This is a genomic window from Mesorhizobium sp. WSM3864 (genome assembly GCF_002294955.1).
Taxonomy (GTDB): domain Bacteria; phylum Pseudomonadota; class Alphaproteobacteria; order Rhizobiales; family Rhizobiaceae; genus Mesorhizobium.
On the sequence record NZ_NSGD01000018.1, the window covers coordinates 1 to 15,273 of the forward strand.

Sequence of the window (15,273 nt, forward strand, 5' to 3'; positions counted from 1 at the left end):
TCGTTAGACTGCCTGTCCAAAGAATCCCTTCTCAGGCCAACTTCAAGTCCCAAAAAACCATATGCGATTCCCCTGCCCACAAGGGGGAGAAAAGGCGCCGCGCTGTCCTCGACGCTAGTTGCCAACGCTTAAGATCTACGGGAGCGCTGATGCGGCGCGCTATCTTCCCGCTTGTGGGGGAGAAAGCATTTTCCTGTATTTGCGAGCGGGCTTGTCCCCGAGCAAGTGCTTGGAAAATGCCACAGAGTGGATTTCGTAGGGCGTCACCCGATTACCCCTTCTTCGCGAACGCCCAGACCATCACCGGATACTCCTCGTCGTTGCTCAGGTCCCGCCAGAGCCCGTACGCCCGAACCGGGCCGCCAATATGGGCCCTGGCGCAGGCCTTGTTGCCCCAGCCGAAGGCCTGCACGTCGTCTTCGGCGAAGCCGCCTTCGACCATCAGCTGCTTGAGCCCCGCGGGCGTCCAGCGACTGTAGTCGTGCGGGCGGGCATGCACGCGAAACAGGAAGGGCGTGGCCACCATCGCCCAGCCGCCGGGCCTCACCATGGCGTGGATGTTGGCGGCCGCCGCCAGCGGGCGCTGCACATGCTCCAGCACTTGGTCGGCAATGACGATGGAGTATTGCTCGTCCGTGCGATCCTTGCAGATGTCGAAGTCGGGGAAATCGAGTGACCGGTAGTCCGGGCACATCGCCCGCCAGTAGCGGTTCCAGCCCGGCGAGATCTCGATCACGTCGCGCGACTTGCGGTTGGCCGCCTCGAGGAAGGTCGTGAAGGCCTCGATCTGGCGGATGCGCAGCCAGTTGCGGCTGTCGTAACCGATCAGCCGCTTCACTGCTTGTTTGCTTCGGGTTTTCAGCGCGCCGGCAAGGCTCATTCTCGACCTCCCTCGTGCCCGCCGCATTCGGGTGTGTAGCAACCAGAAGTGCGCAAAAGATGACATGAAGAGGTTATCTCCCCCCGTGTGGGGGAGATGCCCGGCAGGGCAGAGGGGGGCGCTGTCCCGCCGGCTTCTCCATCGTTTCGCTTACCAGTTTCCCGGCCAGGTGTTCTGGCTGACTTCATCGAGAAGCGGCGCTCTACGGCGCCCCCCTCTGTCCTGCCGGACATCTCCCCCACGAGGGGGGAGATTGGCAGCTCCGGCCGCTCCGCCAAACAAGCGAGATCCCCATGACCGATTCCCGCGCCCGCGATATCCTGTCGCGACAGGCCGAACTCGAGACCGAACGCGCCGCCTATGAGCCCGTCTGGGAAGCAGTGGCGGAGTTCTGCGATCCCGATGCGCCCGACATATGGACCGGCCGCCGCACCAGCCGCGGCGAAAGCCAGGCCGAACGGCAGGAGCGGCGCGGCTCTCGCGTCTACGCCAACACCATCAACTCCGCCGCCAACCGGCTCGCCGCCGGGCTGGAAAGCCTAATCATCCCGCAGTCGGAGAAGTGGCACGGACTGACCACCGCCGAGATGGACGATGAGGAGACGGACGAGGAGAAGGAGTGGGCGGAAGCCTTGCGCGATTTCCTGTTCGCGCTGCGCTATTCGGCCAACTCCAACTTCGTGCCGGCGACGCAGGCCTGCCTCAGGAATGTCGTGCGCTACGGCCCGGCCTATCTCTATGCCGAGGAAGGTTTTGGGGGCACGCTGATCCGCTATGCTTCCATTCCCGTGGTCGAGGGTTATCTCAGCCGCAACCGCTGGGGCCAGGTCGACACATTTCATCGCCGCTACGAGCGCACGGCGCGCCAGGCGGCGCAGCTGCTCGGCTACGAGAAATTGCCGGCGCGCATCAAGGCGTTGGTCGACGACCCCGCCAAATGCGAGGGAAAGGTCTCGCTGATCCAGTGCGTCCAGCCGCGCGACGAGCGGCGCATGTATCGCTCCGGCGGCTCCTACCAATATCTCGACGCGGCGTTTGCCTCCTACCACGTCATCGAGGACGAGGAGGAGATCGTGCGCGAGTCGGGCTTCCGCACTTTCCCGGTCTCGATCTTCAACTGGCGCCGCTACGAGGGCGACGCCTACGGCATCTCGCCTTCCATCGAGGCGCTGACCACGGTGCGCGAGGAAAACGCGGTGCGTCGCTCCGGGCTTCGCGCCCTGCAGCAGATCACCGATCCGCCGACGGCGTCCAAGGCCAGGCTCGACTATGTGCCGGTGCTCAATCCCGGCGAAAATTATCCGGGCCTGATCGACGACAATGGCCGGGCGCTGATCCAGCCGATCGCGACCGGCCAGAACCCCAGCTATGCCTTCGACTATGCGGCGAGCCGCGCGGAGGAGATTCGCGACATGATGTTCGTCAATCTTTTCCAGACGCTGGTGCAGAACCCGCAGATGACCGCCACCGAGGCGCTGATCCGCCAGGAGGAGAAGGGCGCGCTGCTCGGGCCGTCGGGTTCGATCATCCAGGCCGGCTTTGCCGCAAATCTCGACCGCGAGCTTTCGATCCTGGAAGACAAGGGCCTCTATGACGAGGACAGCCGCTTCGCGCCGCCGGAGAGTCTTGCCGGCAAGACGGTGCGGCCGACCTTCACCGGCCCGCTCGACGTGCTGCGCCGCTCGGCCGAAGCCCGCGACACCATCCAGGTGGTGACGACCGCCATGCAGATGGCGCAGTTCGATCCCGGCATCATGGACAATATCGACGGCGACGAGGCGCTCCGCGTCGTGCAGAGCGCCGGCCGCAGCCCGCAGCGCATTTTTCGACGCAAGGACGAGGTCGAGGGCCTGCGTGGAGCCAGGGCGCAAGCGCAACAAGCGCAGGCCGGCATGGCCGCGATCGCCACCGCCGGCAAGGTGGCGAAGGACGCCGTTCCGGCGGCAGTGCAAGCGCGCGACAGCGGCCTGCTCGACAGCCTGCAGGCGATGATGCAGGGCGGCCAAGGCGGCGCGGCTGCCGGTGGCGCGGCTGGTGCTCCTGCCGCTGCTCAAGGCGCGATGCCTGCCGGCGCCGCCAATGGTGGCGCATGAGCCGCAAACGCTTTGCCCGCCCATCCGACGCCGGCGGCCCCTTGGCCGCGCGCGCGGCGCTGACCAAAGCCTATCGCCGCGCCTTTTCCGGCGAGGACGGCGAGATGGTGCTCGCCGACCTCACCGCCACCACCGGCCATTATCGCCGCCCGTCCTACGGCGACTGGCTGGCGCGCACCAAGACGCCCGAGGGCTTCGAACTGCACAGTGCGCTGAGCAACGCGCGCGCCGAAGTGGTGCAGCACATCATGGGTTTTCTGATGCTGGAAGATGGCGAGCTCGCCGCACTCGAAAAGGCGGCGCGGGCCGAGGAGAGATGAGGCGCTAGAACTGCCAATCTCCGCCCAAGTGGGGGAGATCAGCAGCTTCGCTCCCACCGCCAATTCTGCAGCGTTGGTGATTGGCGAAAGCATGCATGCAGCCAATCTCCCTCCTTGAGGCCCCTTGAGGGGGGAGATGTCCGGCAGGACCGAGGGGGGTGCCTCGCGCCTGCCTGCCGTGATCTGCCACGCCGCGGTCGCGTCAACGCCAGCCCGGTCGCACGAACCACGTCGCGATCCCTCCGCCATCCGGCTCCACCCGAAACTCACCACCCGCACCGCCAACCGGCCGCCATCCCCGGCGGTCCGTCACTGCACGCGTCTCAAAACTGCCTGGGCAGGAAACAGCCAATGGTCCACGTCATTCCTCTCTCCGTCGCCCTGCGCCGGCTCGATACCGGCAGCGCCGTGCAGTACCCCGACTCCTCGCCGGTAGGCGAGGCGGTCCAGCAGCTTGGCGACCGCTGGCAGGCTGCCGCCGAGCGCTACGAGCAGCGCAAGGCGCAGCAGCAGGCCTTCGACACCGAGATCGCCGCCCGCCGGCTGAACGGCGAGATCGCCAAGGCCGAAGCCGATGCCGTGGTCAATGCGCCCGCCGACGGCGCCGGCCTGCACGAAGCCATGTACGGCCAGGTTAATGCGTACACCGGCCAGGTGGTGAAGACCGGCCTGTTCGACACGCTGTTCGGCAATTTTCTGAAGCAGGCGCCGAGCGAACTGCGTGCCGGCCTCGCAGGCCGCAAGGAAGCGTTACGCGAGGCAGGCTCGATACGCTTGGCACTCCAGCAGATTCAGCGCCGCAAGCAATATGAGCAGGACCAGGTGTCGGAGGTTCACACCGCCGAGCTCAGCAATATCGCGCGGAGCGATCCGAACGACACCGCCGCCTTCGAAGTCTCCCGCCAAGTCGGTCTCGATCTCATCGCCAAGATGGACCTCGACCCGCAGATCAGGCTGCAGGCCGAAGCCGACTGGCGGGCCAGCACCGCGAAGGCGCGGATGCAGGCCCTGATCGCGCAAGACCCGCGCCGCGCCGCCGAGATGCTCAGCGCGGGGAAGGTGGCGAGTGACGGGATGGGCGAGACGGTGCGTTTGCAGCTTGCTGGCGGTGCTCGGAACGAAACAACGGAAGCAAACAGCCAAAAAACGCCGGATGAAATGGTCGCACAGGCGTTCGGCGAACGGCCGTCGCGGAATGACCCAGCAACCATTCCTCTCGACGCCGTCACCTACCTGAAGCCGGGCGACATCGGCGCGCTGAAGGCTCAGGCGAACAACGCCACCGCGGCTCAGATGGTCAGTGCGAATGCGAGGGTCATGTTTGCCGAGCAGAACGCCCCGGCGGTCATCGCCATCACCGGCAGATACCCCGAGGAAGAGCCGACCGAGCAGGACTTCGTCAAGGTCTACGGCGCCGACCTGGGGCCACAACATTTCGAACAATTTCGGATCAAAACCGGTGTCGCCAAAGCCTACTCCGACATGCATGCGGCGCCGAACCAGGCGATCCATGCAGAGCTTCGCGATTCCGAACCTGGACCGAGCGGTTCGCCGGAACAGCGCAAACGCTACGAGATAAAGGCCGGCGCCGCCCAGCTGATCATGGCCGCCCGCGAAGCCGATCCTGTCGCTTACGTCAGCCAATTGTTTCGCGGCGACGCTCCGGACTGGAGCAAGGTCAAGACGCCTGAGGAATTTCAGGCGGCCGTCAACTGGGCCAGGGCTGCCCAGCAGCATCTGGGTTTCAGCACAGTATTGGCCGTTCCGCAGGAATTCTCGGACAGCCTTGGCGCCAGATATGTCGATGACAGCGTGCCGCTGCAGCAGCGCAACATCGAACTGAGCGACATTCTGAAGGCGGTGCGCGACCCCGAGGCGCGCGTCGCATTGGCCGGACAGGTTTTCCAATCCGCTCTGGCTCGCCTCCGCCAGAACGCGGCGGATGATCCGAAGATCACGCCGGCGGAACTGGAAGCCCAGGCAAAGAACCTCCAGTCCGATCTGATCAACATGGCTGCGCATCCGGCACGCGCGCGGTTCGACGCCGGCCCATGGTGGCAAAAGCCGTTCGCCGCCACGAACGACGTCGTCAGGCTGATGGCCAACGGCGCAACTTTCGAACAGGCCGACAAGTTCGCTGCCGGGATGAACTGGCTTTTCTCCGACAAGAGCTACGACGAGCTGCTGGCGGCCAAGCAAGCCGAAACCGAAGACGCCGAGGACCGTGCCGGATCGGCTGCCATAGGCGCAAACCTGCTCGGCGCTTTCGTCACCGGCCATGGTCTTCAGAGCGTCGGCCTTACCTTCACCGGAAGATTCGGAGCTGAGGCTCTCAAGGGCGTGCCGGGCCTGTTCGCGCGAAGCGCGACCGCAGCCGCCGACGGCGCCATGCTCAGTGGCATCGACGCCGCGCTCAACGGGCGGGACATCGTGCGGGAAATGGGCTCCGGCGCGATTTTGGGTGCCGGTGGAAATGCGCTCGCCGAGGGGATTAGTGCTGTCGGCAGCCGGGTCGTGGCAAGGCTCACTGGTGGCCAAACCGAGGTCCCGTCCAATGCAGCGCTGGAGGCTCCGGCTCCTTCACCTTCCGAGAGCATCACAGCGCCTCCAGAGGTCGAGGCCGGAGGTACTATCGCCGGCGTCGATGGATCTACTGCCGGCCACGATCTCCATCTCTACTACATGCCTGAATGGGATGCCGCGCAACGGGCTGCGGCGGATCTCAAAGTTAAGATATTGACCGAAGCCGACACTGTGGTTAGCCGTGCTGTGCGGCTGTTTGGATCGGCGCGTAGGAGGTTTATAGCCGCTGGCAACCAGGTTCTTGCCGGCAGCCATGTGGACCACCGAGTCGATTTGCAGCTTGGAGGTTCAGATACAATCGACAATATGGCTCTGCTTGACGCCAGCGTTAACACAAGTCTCGGGTCTCAAATCAATAACTTGATTAAGAATCTGCCAAAGGGAACTAAAATCAACAAGGTAACTATTGGAGATCGTGATGTTCGAGATATTCCAAAAAAACTTCGAGGTAGATAGCAGGGTCCCGGCGGATTCTGGTAATTCTTCGCTGGACACAAAGGTGGCCGGGCTGAATGAGTTGCTCGCGACCTTCGGCGGCGCGACGTTCCGTCATGGCTTGTATCGAATAATGCGGGCGCAGGACGTCGCGCGATGGAACGCAAGAGTATTGTTGGGCTTCCCCGAATTCTCCGGTCGGATAACTTGCTTTGGCTATGACTGGCAAGGCTCGGCCTTTGCGGTCGACACCGGAAGGCTTGAGCAGGGCGAGCCAGGCGTTTTGATGTTCGAACCGCATACGGCGGAAGCTTTGCAGATACCGTCCAATATCAAGACTTTCCACGACGTCGAGCTCGTGGAGGAGGACGGTGCCGCCTTGGTCCCCGACGGATACGCAGCATGGCGTGAGAGCGGTGGGGCCGAACCGAATTACCAACAATGCGTAGGTTACAAGAAACCGCTGTTTCTGGGAGGTGAGGACACGATCGACAATTTCGAGTTGTCGGACTTGGATGTCTATTGGCACATCATGGGCCAAATCATCGCCAAGGTGAAGGGACTGCCGCCCGGAACACCAGTGCGCGTGTAGGCTTGAACCCCGGGGGGTGGCATGCACGAGGCACCAAGCGCAACCCACAAGCAGACCGTGATAGATACACATAATCATGTTCACCCACAAACCGTGAGGTTGCGTACAACTAAAAATGCAGGTACGGTGACTGAATGCAAGCGAGAGTTGCTAAAGGGCGTAAAATCTGAATAGGCAGAAGAAAGGTATTCGCTGGCCTCTTAGAAACTTTCGAAGCTATCCGCACTTAGACAAAGGGGGATTATATGGGTGCAGGGTCTGCCGCGATGCTGCTCGGGGCGCTCGTTCCGACGTTTTTGCTGAGCCGATTATTGCTATGGGTTACAAAGAGTTGGAACGGTGGCGTGCTGCGCCTGTTGCTGGTGCATATCATTTGCGGCGCGCTCGCCCTTGTCGCCTCTGCTTACGGCTACTCGCATAACGGGGCGCCGGATTGGTCCCACAGCTCCGTCTATATGGTTGCTCAGTTGATCTGGCTGATTGTGGATTTTGTTCGCGGCCGCCGCCGGCAAAGCCAGCCTGCGAGCTGATGGCCCTTAGATTCGCCTTCGCTTCGCCGTTTCAGCGCTCGATAGCGCCAGCATCTCAGGCGCCGGCGCTGCCCCGCCTCTTCGGGGCACCTTCTCCCCGTGAAACGGGGAGAAGGGAAGACCGAAACGATCAATAATCGCCGTTGTAGTACCGGTCGTCGCAGGGCGCGGTGTAGATGCGGCCGTAGCGATCCTGGTAGCGGCAGAGCTGCTCGCCGCGGCGCTGCGGCGTCGTGGCCGAGCCGACGACGGCGCCGAGCAGCGCGCCGCTCGCCGCACCGATGACGGTGCTCTTGGTGTTGCCGCCGATCGCCTGGCCGACCAGCGCGCCGCCGGCGCCGCCGATCAACGCGCCGGTGGTGGCCCGCTGCTGACCCTCGGTCTGCGTCTCGCATCCGGCAAGCGCCGCGGTCATGAGCACCGCCAGAATAGCCTTCTTGATGATCATCTCTAGAACTCCTCTGAAGCCCCGGGACTGACGACAGGGGCGAACGAAGCTGAACTGCGGTCGCATTGCGGCGGAACGGCGGCGGCACCCGCTCACGAAGTGAGTCAGGGTTTCCCGGCTGTTGAAGTTCATGGTTTCCAAACCGGAAATGTTAATGGCAAACAGTAAGATAGCGACGCTCTCTGAATCAGATTGCGAGGCTGCTACGCGGCTTCGTTCCGCATCGCCTGCTTGGCCGCGACGGTCAAAAACCCGGAGCGGCTGTAGCCGTGGCGCTCGGCATAGCGGTCGATTTCGCTGAGCACATCCTCGGGAATTGTAACATTGACACGCACCACCCTAGCCTCCTCGGTCTTGAGCGTGACTAGGATGGCAACACCCGTGCGATTGTTCTTATCGATCATCACGTCCTCGAGGGATGACGGCTCGGGAATGGCCTGGCCATCCTCGACAAGGCCATCGACATGGAAGGCAAGCGCCTCCTCGGCCAGCATGCGGGCCTCGTCGAGGCTTGTTCCAGCCGTGATCACGCCGGGGAAATCAGGGAACGAGACGCCGAAATCGCTGTCGGCGTCCTTGTGGATCAGGCCGATATAGTGTCGCATATTTCTACCTCAGCTTCAGCCAGACTGTTTCTCGATGGATTTCAATGTGCCGATCGGAATGTCGCGCTTGGGGTGCGGCACCGTCACGCGGCCCGGTTTGGTGCGGTGCTTGAGCTGGGCGTGACTGCCCCTTGCGAGCCACCTCGAACCAGCCGTCAGCCTGTAATCTAGCGATAACGTCGGCACTCTTCATGTTGTGTATTGATACACACAATTCAAGAGTGCGTCCAGAGTCTGCGCAGGATGCCCAATCGGCGCTCGCCCTTCGTGTTCGGAAAGCCAAGCAATTGGCTTTCCGTCCGCTGCGCGGACCACGCCTCACCCCCAAGAATGGAGACATGAGATGACCCGAGGACTACCCCGGACCCTTGCGCGCGCCGCCGCCCGCGAGGCCGGCCTTGCCCCGCCGAAGGTCGGCCTGAAGGCCGCGACCAGCGGGCAGGGCGGAGCTTACCGCACCGTCTTCAGCTTCGCCGGCATGCAGGTGCCGGTCGCCGATGCGCTGGCCTATGCGAGCCAGAAGATCTTCGACTTCGCCGACGGCAAGGTGCGCATAAAGGGCGGCACGGCGAGGCTGCAGTTTGCGGTGCTCACTGCCCGCGCCTCGACCATCAACGACAATGCGGCTTTGACCTGGTCGCTGGGCTCAGCGGCCGCGTCCAGCGCCACGCTTTCCGGCACCATGGTCAATGTGCTGGCATCCACCGCCCGCACGCTGGACGGCGTGGGCACCGCGGTCTCCACGGCCTCCACCGCCGACATCGCCGCCGCCGCGACGCTCGACGGCACAACGACGCCGGTCGACCTATATCTCAACCTGGCGTTTGCCACGGGCACCGATATCGACGCCGATGGCACCCTCGCGGTGACGGGGACGATCACACTGCTGTGGGAGAACTGGGGGGATAACGCGTAGGCGCACGAACTGCTGATCTCCCCCCTCGTGGGGGAGATGCCCGGTAGGCAGAGAGGGGCGCTGTCCCGCCGACCTTGCCGTTGACCGTATCTGAACTCATGCAAACAAACGCGACGTCGCGTTCCTTCGCGCCCCCCTCTGGCCTGCCGGCCATCTCCCCCACCTGTGGGAAGATTGGCAGCTTCAGCGCCGGCGCTCCTTCTGGAACTCTGAACAAAGGAATTTAACTCATGACAGATCTGGCAGAGGCCGGGTCCGTGGCTTCGCGGCCGGCGGGCAACCTGGCGACGCCTCCGGCTTCCGGGGACAACGGGTCCGCCCCGACGGCCGGCAAAAGTTGGTTTGACGGTCTTTCCGAAGGCAACCGCAAGCTCGCTGAAGCCAAGGGCTGGACCAAGGCTGAAAGCCTCGATCGGGTTTTCACATCCTATGCGGAGCTGGAGCGGCAGCAGGGCGAAAGCCTGCGCGTTCCCGGCAAGGACGCACCGAAGGAGGAATGGGACAGGTTCCATTCGAGACTCCCGGAGGCGATGCGTCCACTGACCTCGGCCGAGAAGGTCGAATACCGGCGGCCCGACAACCTGCCGGAAAACTTCGCCTATTCGGACGAACTCGCCAATGCCTCGAAGGCCTGGGCGGTCGAAGCGGGTGCAAGCCCCAGAACCGCGCAGGCCTATCACGACCGCTTCGTCGGCTACATGGCCGAGCAGGCTGCTGCCCAGCAGGCGGCACTTTCCCGCTCGGTCGAAGACACCCACGACGAGCTGGTGCGCGACTGGGGGCCGACCGACAGCGACGGCTTTCGCCAGAAGCTGGAGGTCGCGAACCGGGCGATGAAGAAGCTCGGCCTGGTCAACGCCTACAAGCAGAAGGGCATCTTTCTGCCGGACGGCGCGCTGACCGATCCGCAGATCGCCCGGGCCTTCCACGCCATCGGCGAAGCGATGTTCCGCGAAGACACGATCGACGCCGACGGAGCGCCCAGGGGCCAGAACCCCTTCCGGCGCAACGCCGCCGGCGAGCGCAACATTTCGGCCATCTCCGCCCTTGTCAAAAGCGACCCTCAACGCGCCCGGCGGCTGGCCCGCGAGGCCGGTGAGAATCCCGACCTCTGGATGCCCAACAACCCTCTCTGAAACCGCACCTCATCAAACCAGAAGGAAAGAAAGAATGGCAGACGCCTATACCCGCATCGCGGACGCGATCGTTCCGTCCGTCTATGCCCAATACTCGTTCGAGGAGCACGTCCAGTCGCTCGAAATCTACCAGGCCGGGATCCTGTTCTCCGACCCGGCCATTTCCTCGAAACTCTCGATGGGCGGCCGCTCCGTCGACATGCCCGGCTGGAAGGATCTCGGCAACGATCCGTCGGAGCCGGTCAATGACGATCCGGCCGACTCGATCGAGATGAAGAAGATCGGCTCGCGCCGCGAGGTCGCCGCCCGCAACGTGCGAGCCCAGGCCTGGGGCGTTCCGGACCTGACCGCGATCCTTGCCGGCGACGACCCGCAGAAGCTGATCGTGCGCCGCCAGACCGAATACTGGCAGCGCGCCAACAAGCTGACCCTGCTCGGCATCCTGAAGGGCGTGCTCGCCGACAACGTCGCCAATGACGGCGGCGACTTGGTGCGCACCACCGGCGCCTCGATCGTCGACACCGACATCATCGAGGCGGCGTACCTCATGGGCGACCGCGCCGATAAGTTCCGCACCATCTGGATGCATTCCAAGCAGATGAAGGCCCTCAAGCTCGCCGACCTCATCGACTATGTGCCGTCCTCGGAGCAGGGCGGGCCGCTGATCCCCTATTACATGGGCCTGCGCTGCGTGGTCGACGACGACATCCCGGTCGCGGCCGGCGTCTACACGGCGTTCATGTTCAAGGACAAGGCGATCCTGTGGAACGAGCTGCCGGTGAACTCTGAAGGCGGTCCGCTAGAGTTCGACCGCAAGCCGCGCCAGGGCCATGGCGGCGGCGTCACTGAAATGGTGGGTCGCCGGCATTTCGTGGCGCATGTCCCGGGCACGCGCTTTCTCGACGCCTCGACCGCCGGCGAGTTCGCCACCGACGCCGAGCTGGCGCTGGCCGCGAACTGGGACCGCACCGCCTCCAGCGTGAAGAACATGAGCTTCATCGCGCTGAAGACGACGGAGGCGTAACGACCTTTCGACCGCTTGGCGGGGAGGCAATGCTCCGCCAAGCTGGCTCCGCTTGGTCAGCGCTCACAGCAACGATCGTTCTCGAACGATTACCGATGTGCCGACAGCAACCTCTGACTGCAAAAATTCGGTTGTGTTGCGCAAAAAACACATCAACGCTCGGTGGCCGCTGATAGGTTGGGAGTCGGGTTTCACTTTGGGGTTTCGATGCGCTCACTTTCCTTCTTGTTTGCCGGTTTGCTGGCTTTGTTGACCGGGTCCGCAATGGCCGCCGATGCGGTGGCGGGCGCTCCGGCGGAAAGCATCAACTGGTCGGGTGCCTATCTCGGCGGCGTCGCCGGCTACGGCTGGAAGTCCGACAGCTATCATTACTCTGGTAGCTCGGTCGACTTCGATTCCAACGGCTTTGTTGGCGGGTTGACTGCCGGCTACAACTGGCAGCAGGGTCAGTTTGTTTTCGGTGCGGAAGCCGATATCAGCTACGCCGATATGAACAGCAGCGTACTAGAGATTCCCTTCGTGCCCCCGTGCGGCGTCCCAGGCCAAGGGTGCACGGCCAAGGTCGACTGGTTCGGCACCGGCCGCGCTCGCGTAGGCTATGCCTTCGAGAATTTTCTTCCCTACGCCACCGGTGGCCTTGCAGTCGGTCACGTGAAGGGATCGGCCGATCTCGGCGCATGCGGTGCTAGTCCGACTTGCGATTTCAGCGACACACGTTGGGGCTGGACCGCTGGCGCCGGCGTAGAATGGGCGATGAATCAGCAGGTTTCGTTCAAGGCCGAATATTTGCATGTCGACCTTGGCCGGCCGTCCTTCTCGACCAGCAATCCGCCGGATCCGTCGACTGACCGCATCGACTTCGACACCGTCCGCATCGGTATCAACTATCATTTCTAGGGTCCTGACTGGCTTCGGCCGAGCTGCCGCAAACATAGGGGAATTCGCTGGCGCCTGAGGCGTCAGCGTTCCTGGCTCCGCCCGGGCAGGACGCCGTAAAGCGCCGACACGCTGACATTCCGCACGCAATCCAAGCCGCCAGTAGCGGCTTTTTTCATGCCCGGAGTTCCCCATGACTTTTGCTCGACCAAGCCGGACGAGGCGCTGACCCATGGCCATCACCCCGCTCGACATCGCCAACATGGCTTTGGCAGTCCTTGACGAGGCGCCGATCGACAGCCTTGACCAGGACGTCAAGGCGGCCCGCCTGCTCAACCTGCATTTCGACCTCACCCGCGAGGGCGAGCTGGCGAAACATGCCTGGGTGTTCGCCATCCTTTCGGCCTTGGTGCCGGGCTCGGATTCAGGAAGCGGCGACTGCACGCTGAACTATGCCTACGAGTTGCCGGCCGACTGCATCCGCCCGCTGCCGCTGACCGACACCGGCGAGCCGGTCGGCGTGCCGATTTCCTGGCGCCAGGAGGCGGGGCTGGTTTATTCCGATCAGCCGGGACCGCTGACGATCCGCTACATCGCCAACCTCACCGATCCGAACGACTGGGACGCGCTGTTCACCGAAGTGCTGGTGGCGGCTTTGGCCATCAAGGTCGCGCATCCGCTGACCCATAAGGCGGGCATGATCGACATTGCCCGCGCCGCCTATGATCGCGCCCTCGACGCCGCCTTTTCGGCCAACGCCATCCAGCGCGGCGGCCGGCTCTACACCGGCGGCTGGGCAACCCAGCGCGGCGATTTGAGGAGCTTTCGTTAAATGACAGCGCTCTATCCGGTCCAAGACGTCTTCACCCGCGGCGAGATCTCGCCCAGGCTCCATTCCCGCGCTTCGCTTGACCTCTACCGGGCGGCGCTCGCCAAATGCGAGAATTTCGTCACCTTGCCGCATGGCGGCATCCGCGCCCGCGGCGGCACCTATTTCGTCGCCGAGGTGAAGAACTCGGCCAAGAAGACGCGCGGCATTCCATTCATCTTTTCCTCCGATCAGGCCTACTGCCTGGAATTCGGCGATCTCTATATCCGCGCCCGCGATATCACCGTCCAGGTCGACAACGAGATCGGCGCGCTGCCCGCCGGTGCGGTCAAGAAGGAGCTGAAGTCATGGGCAAGGGACTGATCGCCGCCGCCGTCGTCGCAGCGCTCTGCGGCTGCACCACGGCCAAGGGCGGCTTCTGCGCGGTTGCCTCACCGCTGCGTCTTTCCGGCAAGGCCGTCGAGACGCTGTCGGACGAGGAGGCGCGGACGCTTCTCGCCCACAACCGCAAGGGCGAAAAACTCTGTGGCTGGAGGCCCTGATGCACGACATCTTCGATCTGCTCGGCGTCAAGGGCCAAGTGGTGGCCGCCGGGCTCGCCGGCGGGGTGCTCAGGGCACTGTCGCGCCATCGCTACAAGTTGCGCGAGATGATCGCCTCGCCGATCTGCGGCGCCTTGGCCGCCGCCTATCTGACGCTCCCCACGGTCGCTTGGGTCGAGGCCAGCGGCCTGCCGATGCCCGACGCCGCCGACGACACCACCACTCTAGCCGCCGCCTTCCTGATCGGTGTCTCGGCCATGTGGATTTCGGACATCGTTTTCGAGGTGCCGGTGCGGCGCTTCAGGCCCGCACCAGAAGAATGAGCGGCGCGGAATGGGAGCCGTGCCGATCGGTACCGAGCATTGGCGACATCGGCCGGCAAGAATTCTGCCAATCGCGATGAACCAATTCGCGTGGCCATGCGACGCATCGGTGCAAATGAACACCCGTGTATCCATGGAGATTTTCGATGATTGCAATCCTTCGCAATGCACTTCTCGCCGCCCTGGCCGTATCCACCCTGGGTGGATCCGCGATGGCCGGCCAGCAGATCTACGAATGCGACAACACGCCGACCAACAAGCTGTGGGCCGGCCGCTGCTGCGGGGTCGGCGACGCGAATTGCCTCGGTGGTGAAAGCCATGGCCATGACCGGGGCAACAATGGCGGAGGCGACAACGGCAGAGGCGATAAAGGGCCTAAGTGAAGCTCGCGCTCAGCACCGAGGCTCGCCGGTTGGCCGACCGGCGAGCAATCGGCGCAGACTGGGGCACCGTGGTTGGGTTAGTTACCCTGCCAGTCGCCCTTTTCCAGGCGCCTTCCCCGTCGCCTTTTTCAGGCGCCCTTTTCCAGGCGCCCTTTTCCTGCCGCTTGAGCCGCTGGAAGAAGCAGGCCACAATCCCCACTTATGGAGAAATCCAAAGGAGGTTTGACATGGCTTCTTCCGAACGCGCGGTCCTTGCCGGCGGCTGCTTCTGGGGCATGCAGGATCTGATCCGCCGCTTGCCCGGCGTGATCTCCACCCGTGTCGGCTACAGCGGCGGCGACGTGCCGAACGCAACCTACCGCAATCACGGCACCCATGCCGAGGCGATCGAGATCGTCTTCGATCCGACCAAGACCAGTTTCCGCACGCTGCTCGAGTTCTTCTTCCAGATCCATGACCCGACGACCAGGAACCGTCAGGGCAACGATGTCGGCATGAGCTACCGCTCGGCGATCTTCTATACCAGCGACGAACAGAAGCGGGTGGCGGAAGACACCATCGCCGATGTCGACGCCTCGGGTCTCTGGCCAGGCAAGGTCGTCACCGAGCTCGCTCCGGCCGGTGCCTTCTGGGAGGCCGAGCCCGAACATCAGGATTATCTGGAGCGCTACCCCAACGGCTATACCTGCCATTTCGTTCGGCCGGGCTGGAAGCTGCCCGTCCGCGAAAAGGCCGCCGCATCATAAAATTAGGACTGC

General features: G+C 63.7%; 18 protein-coding genes and 1 pseudogene. 15 read left to right on the forward strand and 4 right to left on the reverse strand.

What is annotated here, in order from left to right:
- Positions 1-271: 271 nt before the first annotated feature.
- Positions 272-880 carry a methyltransferase domain-containing protein gene (locus CK215_RS25250; protein ID WP_066999347.1) on the reverse strand — a complete coding sequence of 203 codons (609 nt, stop codon included), beginning with the start codon at positions 878-880 and terminating at the stop codon, positions 272-274.
- Positions 881-1,173: 293 nt separating this feature from the next.
- Here CK215_RS25250 and CK215_RS25255 point away from each other — a divergent pair, with 293 nt between their 5' ends.
- The 5 genes from CK215_RS25255 to CK215_RS25275 all read left to right on the forward strand — a co-directional run bounded on the left by CK215_RS25255 (position 1,174) and on the right by CK215_RS25275 (position 7,433).
- Positions 1,174-2,973 (forward strand): portal protein, encoded by a 1,800-nt coding sequence (locus CK215_RS25255; RefSeq protein WP_095832516.1) that lies wholly within the window; start codon positions 1,174-1,176, stop codon positions 2,971-2,973.
- Positions 2,970-3,293 (forward strand): hypothetical protein, encoded by a 324-nt coding sequence (locus CK215_RS25260; protein WP_095832517.1) that lies wholly within the window; start codon positions 2,970-2,972, stop codon positions 3,291-3,293. Before CK215_RS25255 ends, CK215_RS25260 begins: the two co-directional genes overlap by 4 nt.
- 351 nt (positions 3,294-3,644) lie before the next feature.
- On the forward strand, positions 3,645-6,332 hold the full coding sequence (locus tag CK215_RS31650) for a hypothetical protein (RefSeq protein WP_210201690.1): 2,688 nt from the start codon (positions 3,645-3,647) through the stop codon (positions 6,330-6,332).
- Positions 6,295-6,903, forward strand: a complete 609-nt coding sequence (locus tag CK215_RS25270; RefSeq protein ID WP_066999434.1) for a T6SS immunity protein Tdi1 domain-containing protein — start codon at positions 6,295-6,297, stop codon at positions 6,901-6,903. Before CK215_RS31650 ends, CK215_RS25270 begins: the two co-directional genes overlap by 38 nt.
- Before the next feature lie 245 nt (positions 6,904-7,148).
- Positions 7,149-7,433, forward strand: coding sequence for a hypothetical protein (locus tag CK215_RS25275; RefSeq protein WP_095824476.1), 285 nt, complete (start codon positions 7,149-7,151; stop codon positions 7,431-7,433).
- Between the two features lie 130 nt (positions 7,434-7,563).
- Here CK215_RS25275 and CK215_RS25280 read toward each other — a convergent pair whose 3' ends face one another.
- From CK215_RS25280 to CK215_RS25290, 3 genes and pseudogenes are all read right to left on the reverse strand, one after another.
- Positions 7,564-7,881 (reverse strand): YMGG-like glycine zipper-containing protein, encoded by a 318-nt coding sequence (locus tag CK215_RS25280; RefSeq protein ID WP_066999331.1) that lies wholly within the window; start codon positions 7,879-7,881, stop codon positions 7,564-7,566.
- A 203-nt stretch (positions 7,882-8,084) separates the two neighbouring features.
- Positions 8,085-8,486 carry a type II toxin-antitoxin system HicB family antitoxin gene (locus CK215_RS25285; protein ID WP_095778290.1) on the reverse strand — a complete coding sequence of 134 codons (402 nt, stop codon included), beginning with the start codon at positions 8,484-8,486 and terminating at the stop codon, positions 8,085-8,087.
- Between the two features lie 15 nt (positions 8,487-8,501).
- Positions 8,502-8,679: pseudogene (locus CK215_RS25290) on the reverse strand (type II toxin-antitoxin system HicA family toxin).
- Between the two features lie 150 nt (positions 8,680-8,829).
- Here CK215_RS25290 and CK215_RS25295 point away from each other — a divergent pair.
- The 10 genes from CK215_RS25295 to msrA all read left to right on the forward strand — a co-directional run bounded on the left by CK215_RS25295 (position 8,830) and on the right by msrA (position 15,261).
- On the forward strand, positions 8,830-9,402 hold the full coding sequence (locus CK215_RS25295; RefSeq protein ID WP_095778291.1) for a hypothetical protein: 573 nt from the start codon (positions 8,830-8,832) through the stop codon (positions 9,400-9,402).
- Between the two features lie 230 nt (positions 9,403-9,632).
- Complete coding sequence (locus tag CK215_RS25300; RefSeq protein WP_095832518.1) at positions 9,633-10,538, forward strand: hypothetical protein; 906 nt, start codon at positions 9,633-9,635, stop codon at positions 10,536-10,538.
- Positions 10,539-10,572: 34 nt separating this feature from the next.
- Positions 10,573-11,562 (forward strand): Coat protein, encoded by a 990-nt coding sequence (locus CK215_RS25305; protein ID WP_095778293.1) that lies wholly within the window; start codon positions 10,573-10,575, stop codon positions 11,560-11,562.
- Positions 11,563-11,724: 162 nt separating this feature from the next.
- Positions 11,725-12,459, forward strand: coding sequence for an outer membrane protein (locus CK215_RS25310; RefSeq protein ID WP_141245528.1), 735 nt, complete (start codon positions 11,725-11,727; stop codon positions 12,457-12,459).
- A 211-nt stretch (positions 12,460-12,670) separates the two neighbouring features.
- Positions 12,671-13,270: a hypothetical protein gene (locus CK215_RS25315; RefSeq protein ID WP_095778295.1), complete on the forward strand. Its 600-nt coding sequence runs from the start codon at positions 12,671-12,673 to the stop codon at positions 13,268-13,270.
- Positions 13,271-13,630, forward strand: coding sequence for a hypothetical protein (locus CK215_RS25320; protein WP_245418798.1), 360 nt, complete (start codon positions 13,271-13,273; stop codon positions 13,628-13,630).
- Entirely contained in the window at positions 13,615-13,809 is a 195-nt protein-coding gene (locus CK215_RS25325) for a hypothetical protein (protein WP_095778306.1), read from the forward strand. Before CK215_RS25320 ends, CK215_RS25325 begins: the two co-directional genes overlap by 16 nt.
- Positions 13,809-14,132 (forward strand): hypothetical protein, encoded by a 324-nt coding sequence (locus CK215_RS25330; RefSeq protein ID WP_095832519.1) that lies wholly within the window; start codon positions 13,809-13,811, stop codon positions 14,130-14,132. Before CK215_RS25325 ends, CK215_RS25330 begins: the two co-directional genes overlap by 1 nt.
- A 146-nt stretch (positions 14,133-14,278) precedes the next feature.
- Positions 14,279-14,515, forward strand: a complete 237-nt coding sequence (locus CK215_RS25335; RefSeq protein ID WP_095832520.1) for a hypothetical protein — start codon at positions 14,279-14,281, stop codon at positions 14,513-14,515.
- A 227-nt stretch (positions 14,516-14,742) separates the two neighbouring features.
- On the forward strand, positions 14,743-15,261 hold the full coding sequence (gene msrA / locus CK215_RS25340) for a peptide-methionine (S)-S-oxide reductase MsrA (RefSeq protein ID WP_095778309.1): 519 nt from the start codon (positions 14,743-14,745) through the stop codon (positions 15,259-15,261).
- The last annotated feature ends 12 nt before the right edge of the window (positions 15,262-15,273 follow it).

Bases quoted from the DNA above. Each gene is read 5' to 3' on its own strand.
- CK215_RS25305 (WP_095778293.1), top strand. From the start codon at position 10,573: ATGGCAGACGCCTATACCCGCATCGCGGACGCGATCGTTCCGTCCGTC.
- CK215_RS25335 (WP_095832520.1), top strand. From the start codon at position 14,279: ATGATTGCAATCCTTCGCAATGCACTTCTCGCCGCCCTGGCCGTATCC.
- msrA (WP_095778309.1), top strand. From the start codon at position 14,743: ATGGCTTCTTCCGAACGCGCGGTCCTTGCCGGCGGCTGCTTCTGGGGC.
- CK215_RS25325 (WP_095778306.1), top strand. From the start codon at position 13,615: ATGGGCAAGGGACTGATCGCCGCCGCCGTCGTCGCAGCGCTCTGCGGC.
- CK215_RS25260 (WP_095832517.1), top strand. From the start codon at position 2,970: ATGAGCCGCAAACGCTTTGCCCGCCCATCCGACGCCGGCGGCCCCTTG.
- CK215_RS25270 (WP_066999434.1), top strand. From the start codon at position 6,295: ATGTTCGAGATATTCCAAAAAAACTTCGAGGTAGATAGCAGGGTCCCG.
- CK215_RS25275 (WP_095824476.1), top strand. From the start codon at position 7,149: ATGGGTGCAGGGTCTGCCGCGATGCTGCTCGGGGCGCTCGTTCCGACG.
- CK215_RS25285 (WP_095778290.1), bottom strand. From the start codon at position 8,486: ATGCGACACTATATCGGCCTGATCCACAAGGACGCCGACAGCGATTTC.
- CK215_RS31650 (WP_210201690.1), top strand. From the start codon at position 3,645: ATGGTCCACGTCATTCCTCTCTCCGTCGCCCTGCGCCGGCTCGATACC.
- CK215_RS25320 (WP_245418798.1), top strand. From the start codon at position 13,271: ATGACAGCGCTCTATCCGGTCCAAGACGTCTTCACCCGCGGCGAGATC.
- CK215_RS25315 (WP_095778295.1), top strand. From the start codon at position 12,671: ATGGCCATCACCCCGCTCGACATCGCCAACATGGCTTTGGCAGTCCTT.
- CK215_RS25280 (WP_066999331.1), bottom strand. From the start codon at position 7,881: ATGATCATCAAGAAGGCTATTCTGGCGGTGCTCATGACCGCGGCGCTT.
- CK215_RS25330 (WP_095832519.1), top strand. From the start codon at position 13,809: ATGCACGACATCTTCGATCTGCTCGGCGTCAAGGGCCAAGTGGTGGCC.
- CK215_RS25250 (WP_066999347.1), bottom strand. From the start codon at position 880: ATGAGCCTTGCCGGCGCGCTGAAAACCCGAAGCAAACAAGCAGTGAAG.
- CK215_RS25255 (WP_095832516.1), top strand. From the start codon at position 1,174: ATGACCGATTCCCGCGCCCGCGATATCCTGTCGCGACAGGCCGAACTC.
- CK215_RS25295 (WP_095778291.1), top strand. From the start codon at position 8,830: ATGACCCGAGGACTACCCCGGACCCTTGCGCGCGCCGCCGCCCGCGAG.
- CK215_RS25300 (WP_095832518.1), top strand. From the start codon at position 9,633: ATGACAGATCTGGCAGAGGCCGGGTCCGTGGCTTCGCGGCCGGCGGGC.